At 68.1% G+C, this 14,823-nt stretch carries 13 protein-coding genes; 5 read left to right on the top strand and 8 right to left on the bottom strand.

Features of this window, described 5'->3' with window-relative positions; genetic code table 11:
* The first annotated feature begins 41 nt into the window (after nucleotides 1-41).
* The gene (locus EVJ50_RS02620; RefSeq protein ID WP_150882230.1) at nucleotides 42-539 is read left to right on the top strand and encodes a hypothetical protein; all 498 of its coding nucleotides are present in this window, start codon (nucleotides 42-44) and stop codon (nucleotides 537-539) included.
* On the opposite strand, the gene EVJ50_RS02615 is transcribed toward EVJ50_RS02620, so the two are convergent.
* From EVJ50_RS02615 to EVJ50_RS02585, 7 genes are all read right to left on the bottom strand, one after another.
* Nucleotides 482-2,032 carry a GMC oxidoreductase gene (locus EVJ50_RS02615; protein ID WP_150882229.1) on the bottom strand — a complete coding sequence of 517 codons (1,551 nt, stop codon included), beginning with the start codon at nucleotides 2,030-2,032 and terminating at the stop codon, nucleotides 482-484. The genes EVJ50_RS02620 and EVJ50_RS02615 overlap by 58 nt on opposite strands.
* Before the next feature lie 46 nt (nucleotides 2,033-2,078).
* Nucleotides 2,079-2,708, bottom strand: a complete 630-nt coding sequence (locus EVJ50_RS02610) for a heme-copper oxidase subunit III (RefSeq protein WP_150882228.1) — start codon at nucleotides 2,706-2,708, stop codon at nucleotides 2,079-2,081.
* Nucleotides 2,705-4,426, bottom strand: a complete 1,722-nt coding sequence (locus EVJ50_RS02605) for a cbb3-type cytochrome c oxidase subunit I (protein WP_150882227.1) — start codon at nucleotides 4,424-4,426, stop codon at nucleotides 2,705-2,707. The genes EVJ50_RS02610 and EVJ50_RS02605 overlap by 4 nt, the downstream gene beginning before the upstream one ends.
* A gap of 18 nt (nucleotides 4,427-4,444) precedes the next feature.
* Nucleotides 4,445-5,383: a cytochrome c oxidase subunit II gene (locus EVJ50_RS02600; protein ID WP_150882226.1), complete on the bottom strand. Its 939-nt coding sequence runs from the start codon at nucleotides 5,381-5,383 to the stop codon at nucleotides 4,445-4,447.
* 72 nt (nucleotides 5,384-5,455) lie between these two features.
* Nucleotides 5,456-6,094, bottom strand: coding sequence for a DUF2231 domain-containing protein (locus tag EVJ50_RS02595; protein WP_225323042.1), 639 nt, complete (start codon nucleotides 6,092-6,094; stop codon nucleotides 5,456-5,458).
* Nucleotides 6,091-6,591, bottom strand: a complete 501-nt coding sequence (locus tag EVJ50_RS02590) for a DUF2231 domain-containing protein (protein ID WP_150882225.1) — start codon at nucleotides 6,589-6,591, stop codon at nucleotides 6,091-6,093. Before EVJ50_RS02590 ends, EVJ50_RS02595 begins: the two co-directional genes overlap by 4 nt.
* A 122-nt stretch (nucleotides 6,592-6,713) precedes the next feature.
* A complete protein-coding gene (locus EVJ50_RS02585) occupies nucleotides 6,714-7,814 on the bottom strand; it encodes a calcium/sodium antiporter (RefSeq protein ID WP_150882224.1) in 1,101 nt (366 codons plus the stop codon).
* A 111-nt stretch (nucleotides 7,815-7,925) separates the two neighbouring features.
* Between EVJ50_RS02585 and EVJ50_RS02580 the strand changes: the two genes are divergently transcribed.
* A complete protein-coding gene (locus tag EVJ50_RS02580) occupies nucleotides 7,926-9,644 on the top strand; it encodes a SulP family inorganic anion transporter (protein WP_150882223.1) in 1,719 nt (572 codons plus the stop codon).
* A 90-nt stretch (nucleotides 9,645-9,734) separates the two neighbouring features.
* Nucleotides 9,735-10,817 (top strand): dihydroorotase, encoded by a 1,083-nt coding sequence (gene pyrC, locus EVJ50_RS02575; protein WP_150882222.1) that lies wholly within the window; start codon nucleotides 9,735-9,737, stop codon nucleotides 10,815-10,817.
* On the opposite strand, the gene EVJ50_RS02570 is transcribed toward pyrC, so the two are convergent.
* Nucleotides 10,772-12,244 carry a bifunctional orotidine-5'-phosphate decarboxylase/orotate phosphoribosyltransferase gene (locus EVJ50_RS02570; RefSeq protein WP_150882221.1) on the bottom strand — a complete coding sequence of 491 codons (1,473 nt, stop codon included), beginning with the start codon at nucleotides 12,242-12,244 and terminating at the stop codon, nucleotides 10,772-10,774. The genes pyrC and EVJ50_RS02570 overlap by 46 nt on opposite strands.
* A 77-nt stretch (nucleotides 12,245-12,321) precedes the next feature.
* Here EVJ50_RS02570 and EVJ50_RS02565 point away from each other — a divergent pair, with 77 nt between their 5' ends.
* Nucleotides 12,322-13,554 carry an NAD(P)-binding protein gene (locus EVJ50_RS02565; RefSeq protein ID WP_150882220.1) on the top strand — a complete coding sequence of 411 codons (1,233 nt, stop codon included), beginning with the start codon at nucleotides 12,322-12,324 and terminating at the stop codon, nucleotides 13,552-13,554.
* Between the two features lie 181 nt (nucleotides 13,555-13,735).
* Nucleotides 13,736-14,770 carry a sensor domain-containing diguanylate cyclase gene (locus EVJ50_RS02560; protein WP_150882219.1) on the top strand — a complete coding sequence of 345 codons (1,035 nt, stop codon included), beginning with the start codon at nucleotides 13,736-13,738 and terminating at the stop codon, nucleotides 14,768-14,770.
* Nucleotides 14,771-14,823 lie beyond the last annotated feature (53 nt).

Here is a 14,823-nt window from a genome sequence, read left to right as displayed (position 1 = left end):
CGGCGATGCTCCTGAGCCTGCCTGCAGCAGTTCTGGCCTCCATGCCCACTGCCGCACTGCTGGTCACGGCCAGCCTGAGCGGCCTTCAGGTCCGGGGCACGGACGCGTTCTGCCGGGAGCACCGCAGCACCGGCGGCACCTTCGAGAGCGACCGGCAGGAGGTGGTGCTGTGCGAAGACAACCTGGATCGCCTCGCGATCAACCGCAGCGAGGTGGTGCGGCATGAACTGCTCCACGCTCTCCAGCACCGGCTGAAGGGGGGAGAGAACCTGCTGCCCATGGGCGTGCTCGAGCCCCTGATCCGGCATCTGCTGCCTGATGAGGAGACGATGGCCGTTCTGATGCTCTACCCCGACGTCGAGAAGGACAGCGAGCTGGAGGCTCGCCTGCTCAGCCGCATGCTGCCGAACGGGGCCATCGCTGCTCTTCTGCTGGCCACCGGGTCATCGGTGTCGGGCACGTCCGGCGCTGACGGGAGCGATCAGACCGTCGCCACGCCCGGCACGGACGGACCTTCGAGGCGATCCCTGAGCAGGTGATCCGCCAGCCTGAGGCTGTTGGCGATGACGGTGAGCGCCGGTCCCACGGCCGGGCAGCTGGGGAAGACGCTGGCATCGGCGACGTAGAGGTTGTCGAGCTCGTGGCTGCGGCCGTTGCCATCGACCACCGAACTGGTGGGATCGCTGCCCATGCGGCAGGTGCCGCAGGCGTAGCCCACCACGCTGATCGGGGCCTCGCCGCGGGGGTGCACCGGTGCCGAGCGCACCACGCGGGTCTCGGGGTCCTTCTCCACCGCCTTGAGGGTATCGATCCAGCGGTAGACCAACCGGTCGTGAGCCTCCCGGTTGTTGGCCAGGTAGTTGATGTGGATCTGATCCCCCCGCACCCAGACCTTGTTGTGGGGATCGGGGTGCACCTCACTCATGGCCCACCAGGCCACCGAACGGGAGGCGAGCCGCTCCAGGCCCACATCCGGCATGAGCCGGCTCACCAGCGAGAGCACCGGCGGGGATTCGGCGAACAGAGCGTCCTGCAGAACCCCGCCGGCGCTCTGCACGTGGCCCAGGGGATAGGACACGTTGCGATCGCCCCAGTAGAAGTCGTTGATGCCGAAGCTGCGGGCGAAGCGGCCGCTGTTGGGATCGCGGGCCAGCTGCAGGATGGAGGTGAGCTGGAGCTGCATCAGATTGCGGCCCACCTGATCGGAGCCATTGCCCAGGCCGCGCGGATGCAGCGATGAGGCCGAGCGCAGCAGGATCGCCGGGGTGTTGATCGCTCCGGCGGCCAGCACCACCAGATCCGCCCGGAACAGCCAGATCTCTCCCTTCACCATCGCTTCCACGCCCCGCACCTCGCGGCCGCTGGGGTTCACGTGCAGGCGCAGCACGCGGGCATCGCTGCACACCCTGGCCGAGCCGGCGGCCCGGGCCGCCTTGATGCCGTAGAGCTCCGCATCACCGGTGGGATCCTCCGGGTCGTCGCTCCAGCTCAGGGGCAGCCGATAGGGGCGGCAACCGTGGCGCTGCAGCGCCTGGCCGAGCTGCTCCAGGAACGGCTCCAGAGCGCGTGGCTCCTGCGGATAGGCCGAGGCGCGCGTCGGCTCGGTGGGGTCATCACCGGAGCGGCCATGGACCCGGTACAGCTGCTCGGCGCGCTCGTAGTACGGGGCCAGCTCGCCGTAGTCCCAGGGCCAGGGCTGGGAGGGAGCCTCCTGCAGGGGGTGGGAGCGGAAGTCGTCCTCGCGCATGCGCTGCAGCACGGCCCCCCAGATCTTGCTGTTGCCACCCAGGGCGTAGGTCGTCTGGGGCGGGAAGGGGTCGCCGTCGGGTCCGAACCAGCGCTCGTCGGGGTGGTAGCGGTCCTTGCGAAACAGGTCGGCATCCGCCACGTTCTGATCGGCCAGGGGCAGAGCGCCGCCCCGCTCCAGCAGCAGCACCCGGCGGCCGGCCGCCGCCAGGGTGCCGGCCAGGGTGCCGCCTCCGGCGCCGCTGCCCACGATGAGCACGTCGTAGTGGGTGTCGTCGAGAATCATCGCGATCCGGGAGAAGGGGGCTGGGTCCGAGTCGAGCGGAAGCTGATCAGTTCGGCTGCCAGACGTAGATGAGCAGGAACAGCACGATCCAGATCACATCCACGAAGTGCCAGAAGAGCGACACGGAGACCACACCGCTGTCGCCTCGCTCGTAGTTCCCAGGCACGAAGGAGCGCGCCAGCATCAACAGCATCAGCACGATGCCGGTGATCACATGCAGGCCGTGAAAGCCGGTGAGCAGATAGAAGGTGCCGCCGAACACCCCGCTGCCCAGGCCGAAGTTGAGGCCCTGCCACTCGATCGCCTGACCGACCACGAAGACACTGCCCATCGCGATCGTGAGCAGCCAGAACAGACGGAACCGCAGCAGCTGACCCCGCGCCAGCGCCCGCTCCGCCAGCCAGATCACACCGCTGGAGCTCACGAGCACCACGGTGTTGATCAGGGGGAACATCACCTCCAGTCCCTCCACCCCGGCGGGCAGCCACTGGGGTGTGGTGGTCTTCAGCACCGCGTAGCCGGCGAAGAAGGCCAGAAAGATCACGCTCTCCGAGCAGAGAAAGATCACGAACCCCGTCAGGGTGTGATCGGCGTGGCCGCCATGGGCGGAAGGATCGGCTGAAGCGGTGGCCGCATCGCCCTCCGTGGGGGCGGGGCCGCTGGAGAGGCTGGTCATGCGGGGTCGGAGGTGGGGCTGGCGGCGGGCTGGGCGGCGCGGGCGATGAAGCTCTCCTCGTGCTCGACGAGGGGGCGGCCAAGGCCGTAGCCGTAGGGACCGGAGATCACGGTGGGCACGTTCTCCTCGAAGTTCTCGGCCGGTGGCGGTGAGGGAAGAAGCCACTCCAGGCCGATGGCCTGCCAGGGATTGGCGGGGGCGCGTCGCCCGCGCGACCAGGAGCTGACCATGTTGAGCAGGAAGGGAATCGTGGCCACCCCGAGCAGGAAGGCGCCCAGGGAGGCGAGCACGTTGGCGAAGGCGAACTCGGGGTCGTAGGAGGCCACACGCCGGGGCATGCCCATCAGGCCGGCCCAGTGCATGGGCAGGAAGTTGAGGGTGCTGCCGATGAAGGTGAGCCAGAAATGAAGCAGACCGAGGCCCTCATAGGGCATGCGTCCGGTGAACTTGGGGAACCAGTGGTAGATGCCCGCGAACACACCGAAGGTGATGGTGGAGAAGATCACGTAGTGGAAGTGCCCCACCACGAAGTAGGTGTTGCCCACGTGGATGTCCACCGGAACGGTGGCGAGCATGATGCCGGTGATGCCGGCGAAGATGAAGTTGAACACCCCGCCCAGGCAGAACAGCATCGGCGTTGTGAGGCGCAGCCGACCCCGCCAGAGCGTGCCCAGCCAGGCGAACACCTTGATGCCGGTGGGCACGGCGATCAGCATCGTGGTGTACATGAACAGGTTGCGCATCCACATCGGTGTGCCGCTGTAGAACATGTGGTGCACCCACACGATCAGACTGAGCCCGGTGATCGCGAACGAGGCGATCGCCACCACCGGATAGCCGAACAGCGGTTTGCGGGCATAGACGGGAAAGATCTCCGAGAAGATGCCGAACACCGGCAGCACCATCACGTACACCGCCGGATGCGAATAGAACCAGAAGAAGTGCTGGTAGAGCACCGGATCACCGCCCCCCTCGGGGCGGAAGAAGGTGGTGCCGAGGCAGAGATCGAACAGCAGCATGATCGCGCCACCGGTCAGAGCCGGCAGCCCCACCAGCTGGATGGTCTGGGCTGCGGCGGCGGTCCAGCAGAAGATGGGCATGCGGAAGAAGCCCATGCCCGGTGCCCGCATGCGCAGGATCGTGGTGGTGAAGTTCACCGCACCCATGATCGAGGAGATGCCGGAGAGGGCCACCGCCAGGATCCAGAGCGACTCCCCATTGATCAGATGCCCCACCGGGTTCTGCAGGCTGGCGGGGGGGTAGGACCACCAGCCCGTGCTGGCAGGCCCACCCGGCACGAAGAAGCTGGCCATCAGGATCACGCCGAACAGGGGCACCAGCCAGAACGCCGCCGCATTGAGCCGGGGGAAGGCCATGTCCGGCGCCCCGATCATCGGAGGGATCAACAGGTTGTTGAAACCATTGAGGATGGGAAAGAGAAACAGGAACAGCATCACTGTTCCATGCATCGTGTAAAGACCGTTGTAGACCGTGGGGTCCACCAGATCCGATGGCGGCGTGATCAGCTCACCGCGCATGATCATCGCCAGCACACCACCCACCAGCAGGAAGAAGAGCGAGGTGGCGATGTACTGGATGCCGATCACCTTGGCATCGGTGTTGAAACTGAAGAACCGCTTCCAGTTGTCGGGAGCACCCGGAACGGGATGGGGAGCCTTGAGCACCCGCGGGTCGAAGGAGGCCGTGGAGGAGGTCATGGTGCGGGAGATGAAGGCTCAGGCGTCGTGGGGCCGGGAGGGGTCCTGGGAGGCATTCACCAGCGGTGGCGGCGCCGGCGGCACCGTGGCCCAGCCCCGATCGCCCTTGCGCAGCCGCAGCTGATGCAGCTCATCGGCCGGGTTGTAGCTGGGCCGCAGCGGCTGACGGGCCGAGTCGGCGAGCCAGCCGTCGAAGGCCTCGCGCGACTCGACCACCACATCGGTCTGGTTGGCGGCGAAGTAGCCGCCGCTGAACTGGGAATCCCGCAGCCGGTACACCCCTTCGATGGTGGGGGTGAGGCTGTAGCTGATCACGCTGCCGGGCACGAGATCCTGCTTGAGCCGGAAGGCGGGAATGAAGAAGCCATGGATCACATCCTCCGATTGCAGGCGGAAATGGGTGCGTTCATCGAGGGGCAGATGCAGTTCACTGCTGCGCACACCATTGGGGTAGATGAACTCCCAGGACCACTGACGGGCGATCACGTCGACCGGACCGTATTCCCCCTCGGCGGTGAGCAGCTGCGGCGCCTCACCCGGCATCAGCTTCACCTTGGGTCCAAGGGTGGCAAGAATGTCATTGACCCGGAAGGAATAGGTGGCGATCGCCATCACGATCACCAGGGGAATCACGGTCCAGATGATCTCCAGCCTGAGGTTGCCCTCGATCGGAGCTCCGTCATCCATGTCGTACTTGTCGGCACGGTGGAAGAGCAGGCTCCAGGCCATCGCCGTGCAGCAGCCGAGGAAAATGAAACAGCCGATGCCCACCTCGAGGGCGAACACCCCATCCACGTAGGGCGCCGCCGTGGAGGCCTGCGGCGGCAGGAGCTTCAGGCTGAGCTCGGCGGCCTTCACGCTCAGGATCGTGTCGATCCCGGCGGCGAGGCTCACAAGCCCCACCGCCTTCAGGTCGGGGCCGGGCCGTGGTGCCAGCGACGGGGAGGAGGGCGACATCGGGCTGGAGCGGGGGATCAGGGAGAGGTGAGGCAGGCCGACGCCGCTCGCTCAGCGGCGCGGGGTTGACGTTCAGGGCAGCTCAGCGAGGGGACTGAGGCCCTGATCCAGCAGCTGATCGGCGGTGACATGAACACCGAACTCGGCCCCCAGCTCGGCGCCGAGGGTTCCGTGCAGCCCCATCACACCCAGGAGCAGCACGCCCGCGATCAGGTAACTCCAGTCGACCTGACGGCCGTAATCCCGGCGCCAGACGAAGCGCTGATAGCCGCGCCAGACGGTCATCGCCACGATCAGCAGCAGCAGCACCACACCACCGACGCCATGCCAGAGCATCGTGCTCATGGCCCCGAGGCCGAGGGGACTGGTGACCCCCTGAATCGGCACGGCCAGCATGATTTCGTAGAAGCCGGCGCCCACGGTGAAGAAGCTCACCGCGCTGCAGGCCAGCAGGTTGTACCAGCCCACATCGTGGAAGCCCACCCGCGTCACGGGCAGAGCCAGGAAGCGGAACACCCGCTTCTCGAGCGGATAGAGGGCCCCCACCACATCGAAAGCGATGCCGATGGCGAAGAGTCCGATGGTGAGGTGGACCAGATTCGGGTGAACCGGCATCGAATAGGGCAGACCGTTGGGCCCGAGGCCCTCGGCCAGCTCCTGGATCGGTGAGAGCAGTGCGGCCGGCACGGCCGTGGCAATCGGCGGGATCACGAGATCAGGCCCTCCCGCACGGCGCGAACCACGGGAACGGTGTGAAGGCCGTAGATCCAGATCAGCATGTTCCCCAGATAGATCTGAACCAGCACCAGGGTGGCCAGGCCCGCGTCCAGGGCCAGGAAACCTCGCGGCAGCACCAGGGGATCTCTCTGGCGCACCACGTAGCGCCAGCCGGTGACCAGCGCCAGCACCCCGGCGAGGGTCCAGCCGAGCGTGCTGTGGAGATTCAGCACATCCCTGGCACCGCCATAGGGAGAGGCGAGACCCGCCTCGATCTGGCCGAAGATGATGGCGATGAAGATGGCCACCGTGGCCACGATCAGGTTCCAGAAGCTGACTTCGAAGAGGTTGGGGCGTCTGGCCACCACCCCCACCAGATCAAAGACCACGCTGATCAGCGCCATGGCGATCACGAAGTGGACGACGATCGGATGGATCGTGTCCATCCAGGGCAGGTTGTGCTCGTTGAGGGGAGGCAGCAGCTCCAGCATCGGCGCCTCGGAGAATCCAGGCCGGCCCCATCAGATTGCTGAGCACGCGCGCGGACGTCACACGATCGTCATGAAGATGACATCGTTTCCGGGGCCACTTCGGCTGGGGCACCCGCGCGCCGTCAAGCCTGCTCCCGCTTCCTGCGCCGCTGTTGCCAGTAGATGATGGCCTGCACCAGGATCAGCACCAGCACCGCAGGCAGCACCAGACAGAGCACCACCAGCCGGAACTCGTCCCGCCAGGTGGGCAGGGTGTGGGGCAGCACCTGATCGCAGAGGTACAGCACATAGAGGGTGAGCAGCACGCCCCCCTCCAGGCGGCTGATGCGCCCCCGGGTCCAGAAGATGGGCAGGCAGGCGAAGGTGGCCAGCAGCATCACGGGCATGTCGCGGTTGATCAGCACCGGGTCCACCTGCAGGCCCGCCCCGCCCGACACCAGGCCGCAGGAGCCGAGGATCAGCAGCTGATTGAGCAGGTTGCTGCCGATCACGTTGCCGATGGCCAGATCGGTGGCCCCCCGCAGGGCCGCCACCACCGAGGCCACCAGCTCGGGCATGGAGGTGCCGGCCGAAACAATCGTCAGGCCGATCACGGTCTCGCTCACGCCGAGGGTGAGGGCGGCGCCGCTGGCCCCGATCACCAGAATCCGCGAGCCGATCACCAGCAGCGCCATGCCGCCCGCCAGACGCAGCGCCGCCGGCGCCCAGCCACCGCTGGCCGCCTCCTCGGAGACCTCCGGCTCCGCCTCTCCCGATCCCTCGGGGTCCTCCCGGGCGGTGCGCACCTCCCAGATCGTGTTGATCACCAGGGCGGTGACGAGGGCCAGGCCCGCCTGCCAGGTGACCACGCCGGCCGAGGCCATGCCCCAGACCGCCATCGACACAGCGATGAGGATGGGAACATCGCGCCGCACCAGGCGGCTCTCCACCTTCAACGGCAGGATCGCAGCGCTGCAGCCCAGCACCACCATCACATTGAAGATGTTGCTGCCCACCACGTTGCTGGTGGCCAGATCAGCTGACCCCTTCGCGATCGATCCCAGGCTCACGAACAGTTCCGGGGCGCTGGTTCCCAGAGACACCACCGTCAGGCCGATCACCAGCTGGGGTACCCCGAGGATCAGGGCGATGGCCACCGACCCCTGAACGAACAGTTCACCGCCGAAGAAGAGCAGCAGGATGCCCACCAGCACCTGCACAACATCGATCAGGAAATCGGTCACGCCCGCCCTGCTTGAGCGACCCACTCTGCTCCCGGGCCGTGCAGGCGAGCGGGGTGCCGGAACGGCGCCGGAGTGACGCGGGAGGCGGCAGCGACGTCGATACGACCCGTCATGCCCTTAATCTCCCCCCATCAAAGGGGTGCACGCGTGCAGATTCTGAACCGGATCAACGCCAACAACCTGCGCGGCGATCTGTTCGGAGGTATCACCGCCGCGGTGATCGCCCTGCCCATGGCCCTCGCCTTCGGCGTGGCTTCGGGTGCCGGGGCCGCCGCCGGTCTCTGGGGCGCGGTGATCATCGGCCTTGTGGCCGCCCTCTTCGGCGGCACCCCCACCCTGATCTCAGAGCCCACCGGTCCGATGACCGTGGTGTTCACCGCCGTGATCGCCAGCCTCACGACCAACGCTCCGGATGCGGCCACGGGCATGGCGATGGCCTTCACCGTGGTGATGCTGGCGGGCTGCTTCCAGCTGCTCTTCGGCTTCTTCCGGCTGGGGCGCTACATCACGATGATGCCCTACACGGTGGTGTCGGGCTTCATGTCCGGCATCGGCATCATTCTGATGGTGCTGCAGCTGGCCCCGTTCCTCGGCCAGTCCAGTCCCAAGGGGGGCGTTGTGGGCTCCCTCCTGGCCCTGCCTGAACTGCTTGCCGGTATCCAGCCGATGGAGACCGCCCTGGCCCTGCTGGCCCTGGCCATCCTCTGGTTCACCCCAAGGAGCATCAAGAAGGTCTGCCCGCCCCAGCTTCTGGCGCTGGTGGTGGGAACCATCGTCTCGATCACCCTGCTCGGCGATGCCGACATCCGCCGCATCGGTGAGATCCCCTCGGGCTTCCCCGCCCTGAGCATGCCGACCCTGGGGCTGGGTCAGCTGCAGCTGATGGTGGTGGATGGCCTGGTGCTGGGAATGCTGGGCTGCATCGATGCTCTGCTCACCTCGATGGTGGCCGACAGCCTCACCCGCACCGAACACAACTCGAACAAGGAACTGATCGGCCAGGGCCTGGCCAACCTGGCCTCCGGACTCTTCGGAGGCCTGCCCGGGGCCGGCGCCACCATGGGCACGGTGGTCAACATCCAGAGCGGTGGACGCACCGCCCTCTCCGGCGTGAGCCGGGCGGTGATCCTGATGCTGGTGATCCTGCTGGCGGCCCCCCTCGCCGCTCAGATCCCCCTGGCGGTGCTCGCCGGCATCGCCTTCAAGGTGGGCATTAACATCATCGACTGGAGCTTCCTCAAGCGGGCCCATCACCTGTCGGTGAAGGGGGCCCTGATCATGTATGGCGTGATCGTGCTGACGGTCTTCGTCGATCTGATCTGGGCCGTGGGCATCGGCGTGTTCGTGGCCAACATCCTCACGATCGATCGCATGAGCGCCCTGCAGTCGAAGTCCGTGAAGACCATCAGCACCGCCGACGATGACGTGGAGCTCAGCGACGAGGAGCAGGCCCTCATCGATCGCGGCCAGGGTCGGGTGCTGCTGTTCCAGCTGGCCGGCCCGATGATCTTCGGCGTGGCCAAATCGATCTCCCGCGAACACAACGCCATCAGCGGCTGCGACGCCGTGGTGTTCGACATGCGCGAGGTGTCCCACCTGGGCGTCACCGCCTCCCTCGCCCTGGAGAACGCCGTGACCGAGGCCATGGAGGCCGGCCGCCGGGTGTTCCTGGTGGGGGCCAGCGGCAGCACCCTCAAGCGCCTGGAGAAGCTGGGCCTGGTGGATCTGCTGCCCGACGGTCACCTCACTGCCGATCTGATCAGCAGCCTGCGGCTGGCCGTCGACGGGCTGCCCGCCGCCGGGCCCGAACTGCAGGTGGCGGCCCGCTGAGGCACCGGCTCCGGGCGACTCGGTCAGCACCGTGATGGCGATGATGGCGAAGGGGGACTGAACCGCCCTTCCGCTGACCCGCCGCCCACCATGCCGAACCGTCCGGTTGAACGCTCCGTCACGGAACTGACCATCCGTCAGCCCGACGACTGGCACATCCACCTGCGGGACGGCGAGATGCTCGAGGCGGTGCTGCCCCCCACCGCGGCCGTGTTCGCCCGGGCGATCGTGATGCCGAACCTGCGGCCACCGGTCTGCACCGTCGCCGCCGGGCGGGCCTACCGCGAGCGCATCCTGGCGGCTCTGCCGAAGGGCAGCGGTTTCACCCCGCTGATGACGGCCTACCTGACCGACGACCTCGATCCCAGCGAACTGGAGCGGGGCCACGCCGAGGGGGTCTTCACCGCCGCCAAGCTCTACCCGGCCAATGCCACCACCAACTCCGCCTCAGGGGTGAGCGATCTCTCCCTGATCGAAGCGGTGCTGGAGGCGATGGAGCGCATCGGTATGCCGCTGCTGATCCACGGCGAGGTCACCGATCGGGATGTGGACATCTTCGATCGCGAGGCGGTGTTCATCGAACGGCACCTGAAACCGCTGCTGGATCGTCACCCCGATCTCAAGGTGGTGTTCGAGCACATCACCACCGAGCAGGCGGTGGACTTCGTGCTGGCTGCCGATGCCAATCTCGCCGCCACGATCACGCCTCACCACCTGCACATCAACCGCAACGCCATGTTCATGGGCGGCCTGCGCAGCGACTTCTACTGCCTGCCGGTGGCCAAGCGGGAACGGCACCGTCTGGCCCTGCGCCGGGCCGCCACCAGCGGCGATCCCCGCTTCTTCCTCGGCACCGACTCCGCACCCCACCCCCGCAGCGGCAAGGAGACCGACTGCGGCTGCGCCGGCATCTTCAATGCTCCGAACGCGCTCGAGAGCTACGCCCAGGTGTTCGAGGAGGAGAACGCCCTGCAGCATCTGGAAGGCTTCGCCAGCGAACACGGCCCCCGCTTCTACGGCCTGCCGCTCAATGAGGGCCGGCTGCGGCTACGCCGGCAGCCCACTGCGGTGCCCAGGCGCTTGGAGCTGCCCACCGCCAGCGGCTCAGCGGTGCCGCTGGTGCCGTTTCATGCCGGTGAGAGCCTGTCCTGGTGCGTCAGCAGGGAGGCCTGATCGGCGCTGAGCCGCCCCGCCGCCTGCAGCACGCCGGCGAGATGCGGCAGCGACGACACCACATGAACCCGGTAGCCCGCCGCCTCCACCCGCTGGCGACCGCCGCTGCCGTGGTCGAGGAACACCACCACGTCCTCCACCTCGAGGCCGGAACTCTCCAGCTTGGCGATGCCGTCGAGCAGGCTGCCGCCGCTGATCAGGATGTCGTCCACCAGCAGCACCCGGTCCCCCTCCTGGAAGTCGCCCTCGATCAGCCGGCGGGCGCCGTGGGCCTTCACCTCCTTGCGGGGGTAGATCAACGGTGTGTGGAGCTGCAGCGACAGGCCCGTGGCCGTGGGCAGGGAGCCGTAGGGGATGCCGGCGACCCGATCGAAGCGCAGACCCTGCATCGCATGGGCGTAGGCATGCAGCACGCGATGGAACAGGTTGGGATCGGAGATGATCTGGCGCAGGTCGATGTAGTGGCTGAACACGGCACCGGAGGCCTGCACGTGATCCCCGAAGAGCAGGCAACCGATGTCATGCAGATCCACCAGCAGGGCATCGAGCCCCTCGGGCTCCTCCCGCTCCCGCGGCAGCCACAGATCGCACTGGGCCGAAGGGGGCTGATGGCCTTCGCGCATGGCCCCGATCTCGGCCTTGAGGGCGGCGGCCCGCTCCCCCAGGTGCTCCTCCACCAGCAGGTTCTGGGGCAGTGGCAGCAACAGGCCGTCGCCGGCATCGCTGAGCCCGGCCTCCACCATCTCCCGCAGCCGCTCCTCCACGGCCCACAGGCTGCGCAGCACCATCACCCGGCTCGGAGCCTCGCGGCGCACCGTGGCCAGCAGTGCCGGATCGGTGGTGCCCACCTCGAGCATCAGCTGCTCGGGGGTGGCCCAGAGCTGGCTCTCCCGCACGATCCGCAGATACAGCGGCTGACTGTCGTCGGGATGGTGCTGCAGCACGCGGGCGCCGGGGTTGGAGCTGTGGCAGCTCATCACCACCGCCTTGCCGGGGTAGAGCAGGAAGGGAGCGGCGATGTCCTGCCCGGCCAGGGGGGTGAGGGTCACCGCGTCCACCAGCAGGTCCTCGAACCAGTGGCGGGCCAGCGCCGAACTGCTGTTGAGGTCGCCGTGCTTGGCATCGAGGATCAGGGGGATCTCGAGCGGCACGAGCTCCCGCACCTCCCGCAGCAGATCCAGCCCGATCGGACCCAGCGCCTGATAGAAGCCGAGGGTGGGTTTGTAGGCGCAGACGTGATCGGCCGTGGCCTCGATCACCGACTTGATCCAGCGCCGTGCCACCGCCAGGAACGAGGCCGAGGCCACTCCCTCGCGCCGGCTCCAGCTGCCGAGCATCTCCGGATTCGGATCGAGGCCGGCCACGAGCAGCGAGCCGCGGTCCGCGATCGCCTCGGTGAGTTTCACAAAACAGGACGGGCCCGTCATCGCGGCAACCTCCCCGGGGTTCGGCTCCCCCCTCCTGCACCGAACCCTCGCACACCGGCGCCGCCGGCCGGCCGCCCATGAGCCACATCGCCATCATCGGAGCCGGTGTGGCCGGCTGCAGCGCCGCCGCCAGCCTGCGTCGGCATGGCTTCAGCGGGCGGCTCTCGCTGGTGGAGATGGGCCGCGGTCCGGGCGGACGCTGTGCCAGCCGCCGCTCCCGGCATCGACCTGAGGAGACCGTGAACCACGGCACGCCCTGGTTCACGGTCTCCAGCCCCGAGGCACGCCGGCTGCTGCAGCCGCTGCTGGCGGGCGGCTGGCTGGAGGAGCGGCCGCTGCGCCTGGCGCGGGCCAGCAGCAGCCAGCCGCCCCGGCGCTCCGCCGAGGCAGCACCGGCCGAGGCCGTGCTGATGGGCCGCCCCGGCATGGACGGTCTCTGCCGGGGCCTGCTGGCGGATCCGATCGCGCCGCTGGAGACCCGCTATGGAACGCTGGTGCACCGGCTCCGGCCGCAGCGATCGGGCGGCTGGAGGCTGCTCGGTGCGGAAGGAGAACCTCTGCTCGATCCCTGCGATGGGCTGGTGATCTGCGGGTCGCTGCTGGCCCATCCCCGCGGCGCCGCGAGCTTCGGCTGGTCGTCGCCGCCCCTGCGCCAGGCCCTGCGCGAGCTGGAGACCCAGGCCGCCGCGGAGGACGCAGCGTCCTGCCGGAGGCTGGATCAGGCGCTCGACCTGCTGGCCCGGCAGGGGACGGAGGCGCGCCTGGTGGCGGTGCTGCGCTTCGAGGGAGCGGATGCAGAGCCCTGGCGGGCCCTCGGCCTTGATGCGATTGAGCCGGCGGAGGGAGACGGGTCCATCGATCGCCTGCGGCTTCAGCCTCAGCCCGATGGATCGATGGCGCTGCTGCTGGAGGCCAGCGCCGCCTTCACCGCCGCCACCGGGCCACTCACGCCGCGTGGCTCCGCCAGTGCCCGTCAGCGGGCGGCGCTCGGCCTCGAAGACCGAGGGCCGGATGCAGGCGCAACGGAGGCGAGCGTTCTCAGCCAGCTCCAGCAGGCGCTGCTGCAGCTCAGTCGGGCCTGGTGGCCCGGCGGCGGCCCATCGCCCCACCCCAGCGAAGCCTGGCTGATGCGCTGGGGAGCCGCCCGTCCCCGCGGTGCGGGGCTCAGCCCCGCGCTGAGCCTGCACCCCCGCTTCCGGCTCGCATTCTGCGGCGATTGCATCGCCGGTGCGGGATTCGGGCAGGTGGAGGGGGCCCTGCTCTCGGGTGAGCGGGTCGGCCGCTGCTGGCGGGAGTGGCTCGTCGCCTGAGGCGTCCTCCCCGGAAGGGGGTAGTCGCCTGCGGCGCAGGGGATCTAGAGAGGTGGATGGGCCGTTGAAGCCGGCACCGCCCCGTGCGGGAAGCGGGCGTCATCGGCCCGCGCCACGGCCATCGGCCGGCCCGGGGACACTCCTCACGTCGGGAGCACCCTCACGACCTCCTGACCCTCTGATGAACGAAGCGGAACGCCTGAATGCCCTGCGGCGCCTGTGTGTGCTCGATACCCCGCTCGAGGAGCGCTACGAACGGATCACGCGCATGGTCTGCCAGGCTCTCCGGGTGCCGATCTCGGCCATCTCGATGGTGGATGCCTCGCGGCAGTGGTTCAAATCGATTCAGGGGCTCGATGCAGCCGAAACGCCCAGAGAGGTGGCGTTCTGCTCCCATGCCATCAAGAAGCCGGAACCGATGGTGGTGGCGGACGCCCAGCGCGACCACCGCTTCCGCGCCAATCCGCTGGTGACCGGCCCACCCAACATCCGCTCCTACGCCGCCGTGCCCCTCGCGCTGGAGAGGGATCTGAGGGTGGGAACGCTCTGCGCGATCGACCGGGTGCCGCGGGCGTTCAGCAGCACGGAGCAGGCGATTCTCAAAGACCTGGGTGAGGTGGTGCTCTCCGAGCTCCGCTCACTGGCTCTCACCGAGGTCAACGCCCAGCTGGCCACCGATCTGGATGAAGCCCGCCGCCAGGCGCTCATCGATCCGCTGACGCGGATCTGGAACCGGGCCGGCATCGAACTGGCGCTGCAGCGGGCCTGGGACGAGGCACGCCGCCATCAGGACGTGCTCTCGATCGTGATGGTGGACTGCGACGGCTTCAAGCAGATCAATGACCTGCATGGCCACCCATGCGGTGATGCCGTGCTCAGAACCATCACCAGAACCCTGCTGCGGGAGCTGCGCCGAATGGACGTCCTGGGGCGATGGGGCGGCGATGAGTTTCTGATCGTTCTGCCGCGCTCCGCCCTGCATGAAACCGAGCGGATCATGGCGCGCATGCAGAACGCCATCTGCGGCCAATCGATCGATGGCTCCGCTGGACCGATTCACTGCTCCGTCACCATGGGAGCGGTGACCATGGTGCCCGGCGATGACGACAGCCTCAGCGAAGCATTGCGGCAGGCCGATGACACCCTGATTCGCCTGAAGCATGCGATCAAGGGCAGCAACGCCGTCCGCTCGCTGCAACGGCCAGAAGTGGCATGAGTGATCTCTCCGGGCAGGAGATGCAGGAGCAGCAGCGCCTGGCCCATCTCTAC

Source organism: Synechococcus sp. RSCCF101 (assembly GCF_008807075.1).
Classification (GTDB): Bacteria; Cyanobacteriota; Cyanobacteriia; order PCC-6307; family Cyanobiaceae; genus RSCCF101.
Note: the sequence above shows the minus strand (reverse complement) of the source record. Positions and strands in the feature narration are given on the sequence as shown.

What these genes read in the sequence shown, in the direction of transcription:
- EVJ50_RS02620 (WP_150882230.1), top strand. Translation starts at nt 42, where the DNA reads ATGCCCACTGCCGCACTGCTGGTCACGGCCAGCCTGAGCGGCCTTCAG.
- EVJ50_RS02615 (WP_150882229.1), bottom strand. Translation starts at nt 2,032, where the DNA reads ATGATTCTCGACGACACCCACTACGACGTGCTCATCGTGGGCAGCGGC.
- EVJ50_RS02610 (WP_150882228.1), bottom strand. Translation starts at nt 2,708, where the DNA reads ATGACCAGCCTCTCCAGCGGCCCCGCCCCCACGGAGGGCGATGCGGCC.
- EVJ50_RS02605 (WP_150882227.1), bottom strand. Translation starts at nt 4,426, where the DNA reads ATGACCTCCTCCACGGCCTCCTTCGACCCGCGGGTGCTCAAGGCTCCC.
- EVJ50_RS02600 (WP_150882226.1), bottom strand. Translation starts at nt 5,383, where the DNA reads ATGTCGCCCTCCTCCCCGTCGCTGGCACCACGGCCCGGCCCCGACCTG.
- EVJ50_RS02590 (WP_150882225.1), bottom strand. Translation starts at nt 6,591, where the DNA reads ATGCTGGAGCTGCTGCCTCCCCTCAACGAGCACAACCTGCCCTGGATG.
- EVJ50_RS02580 (WP_150882223.1), top strand. Translation starts at nt 7,926, where the DNA reads ATGCCCTTAATCTCCCCCCATCAAAGGGGTGCACGCGTGCAGATTCTG.
- pyrC (WP_150882222.1), top strand. Translation starts at nt 9,735, where the DNA reads ATGCCGAACCGTCCGGTTGAACGCTCCGTCACGGAACTGACCATCCGT.
- EVJ50_RS02570 (WP_150882221.1), bottom strand. Translation starts at nt 12,244, where the DNA reads ATGACGGGCCCGTCCTGTTTTGTGAAACTCACCGAGGCGATCGCGGAC.
- EVJ50_RS02565 (WP_150882220.1), top strand. Translation starts at nt 12,322, where the DNA reads ATGAGCCACATCGCCATCATCGGAGCCGGTGTGGCCGGCTGCAGCGCC.
- EVJ50_RS02560 (WP_150882219.1), top strand. Translation starts at nt 13,736, where the DNA reads ATGAACGAAGCGGAACGCCTGAATGCCCTGCGGCGCCTGTGTGTGCTC.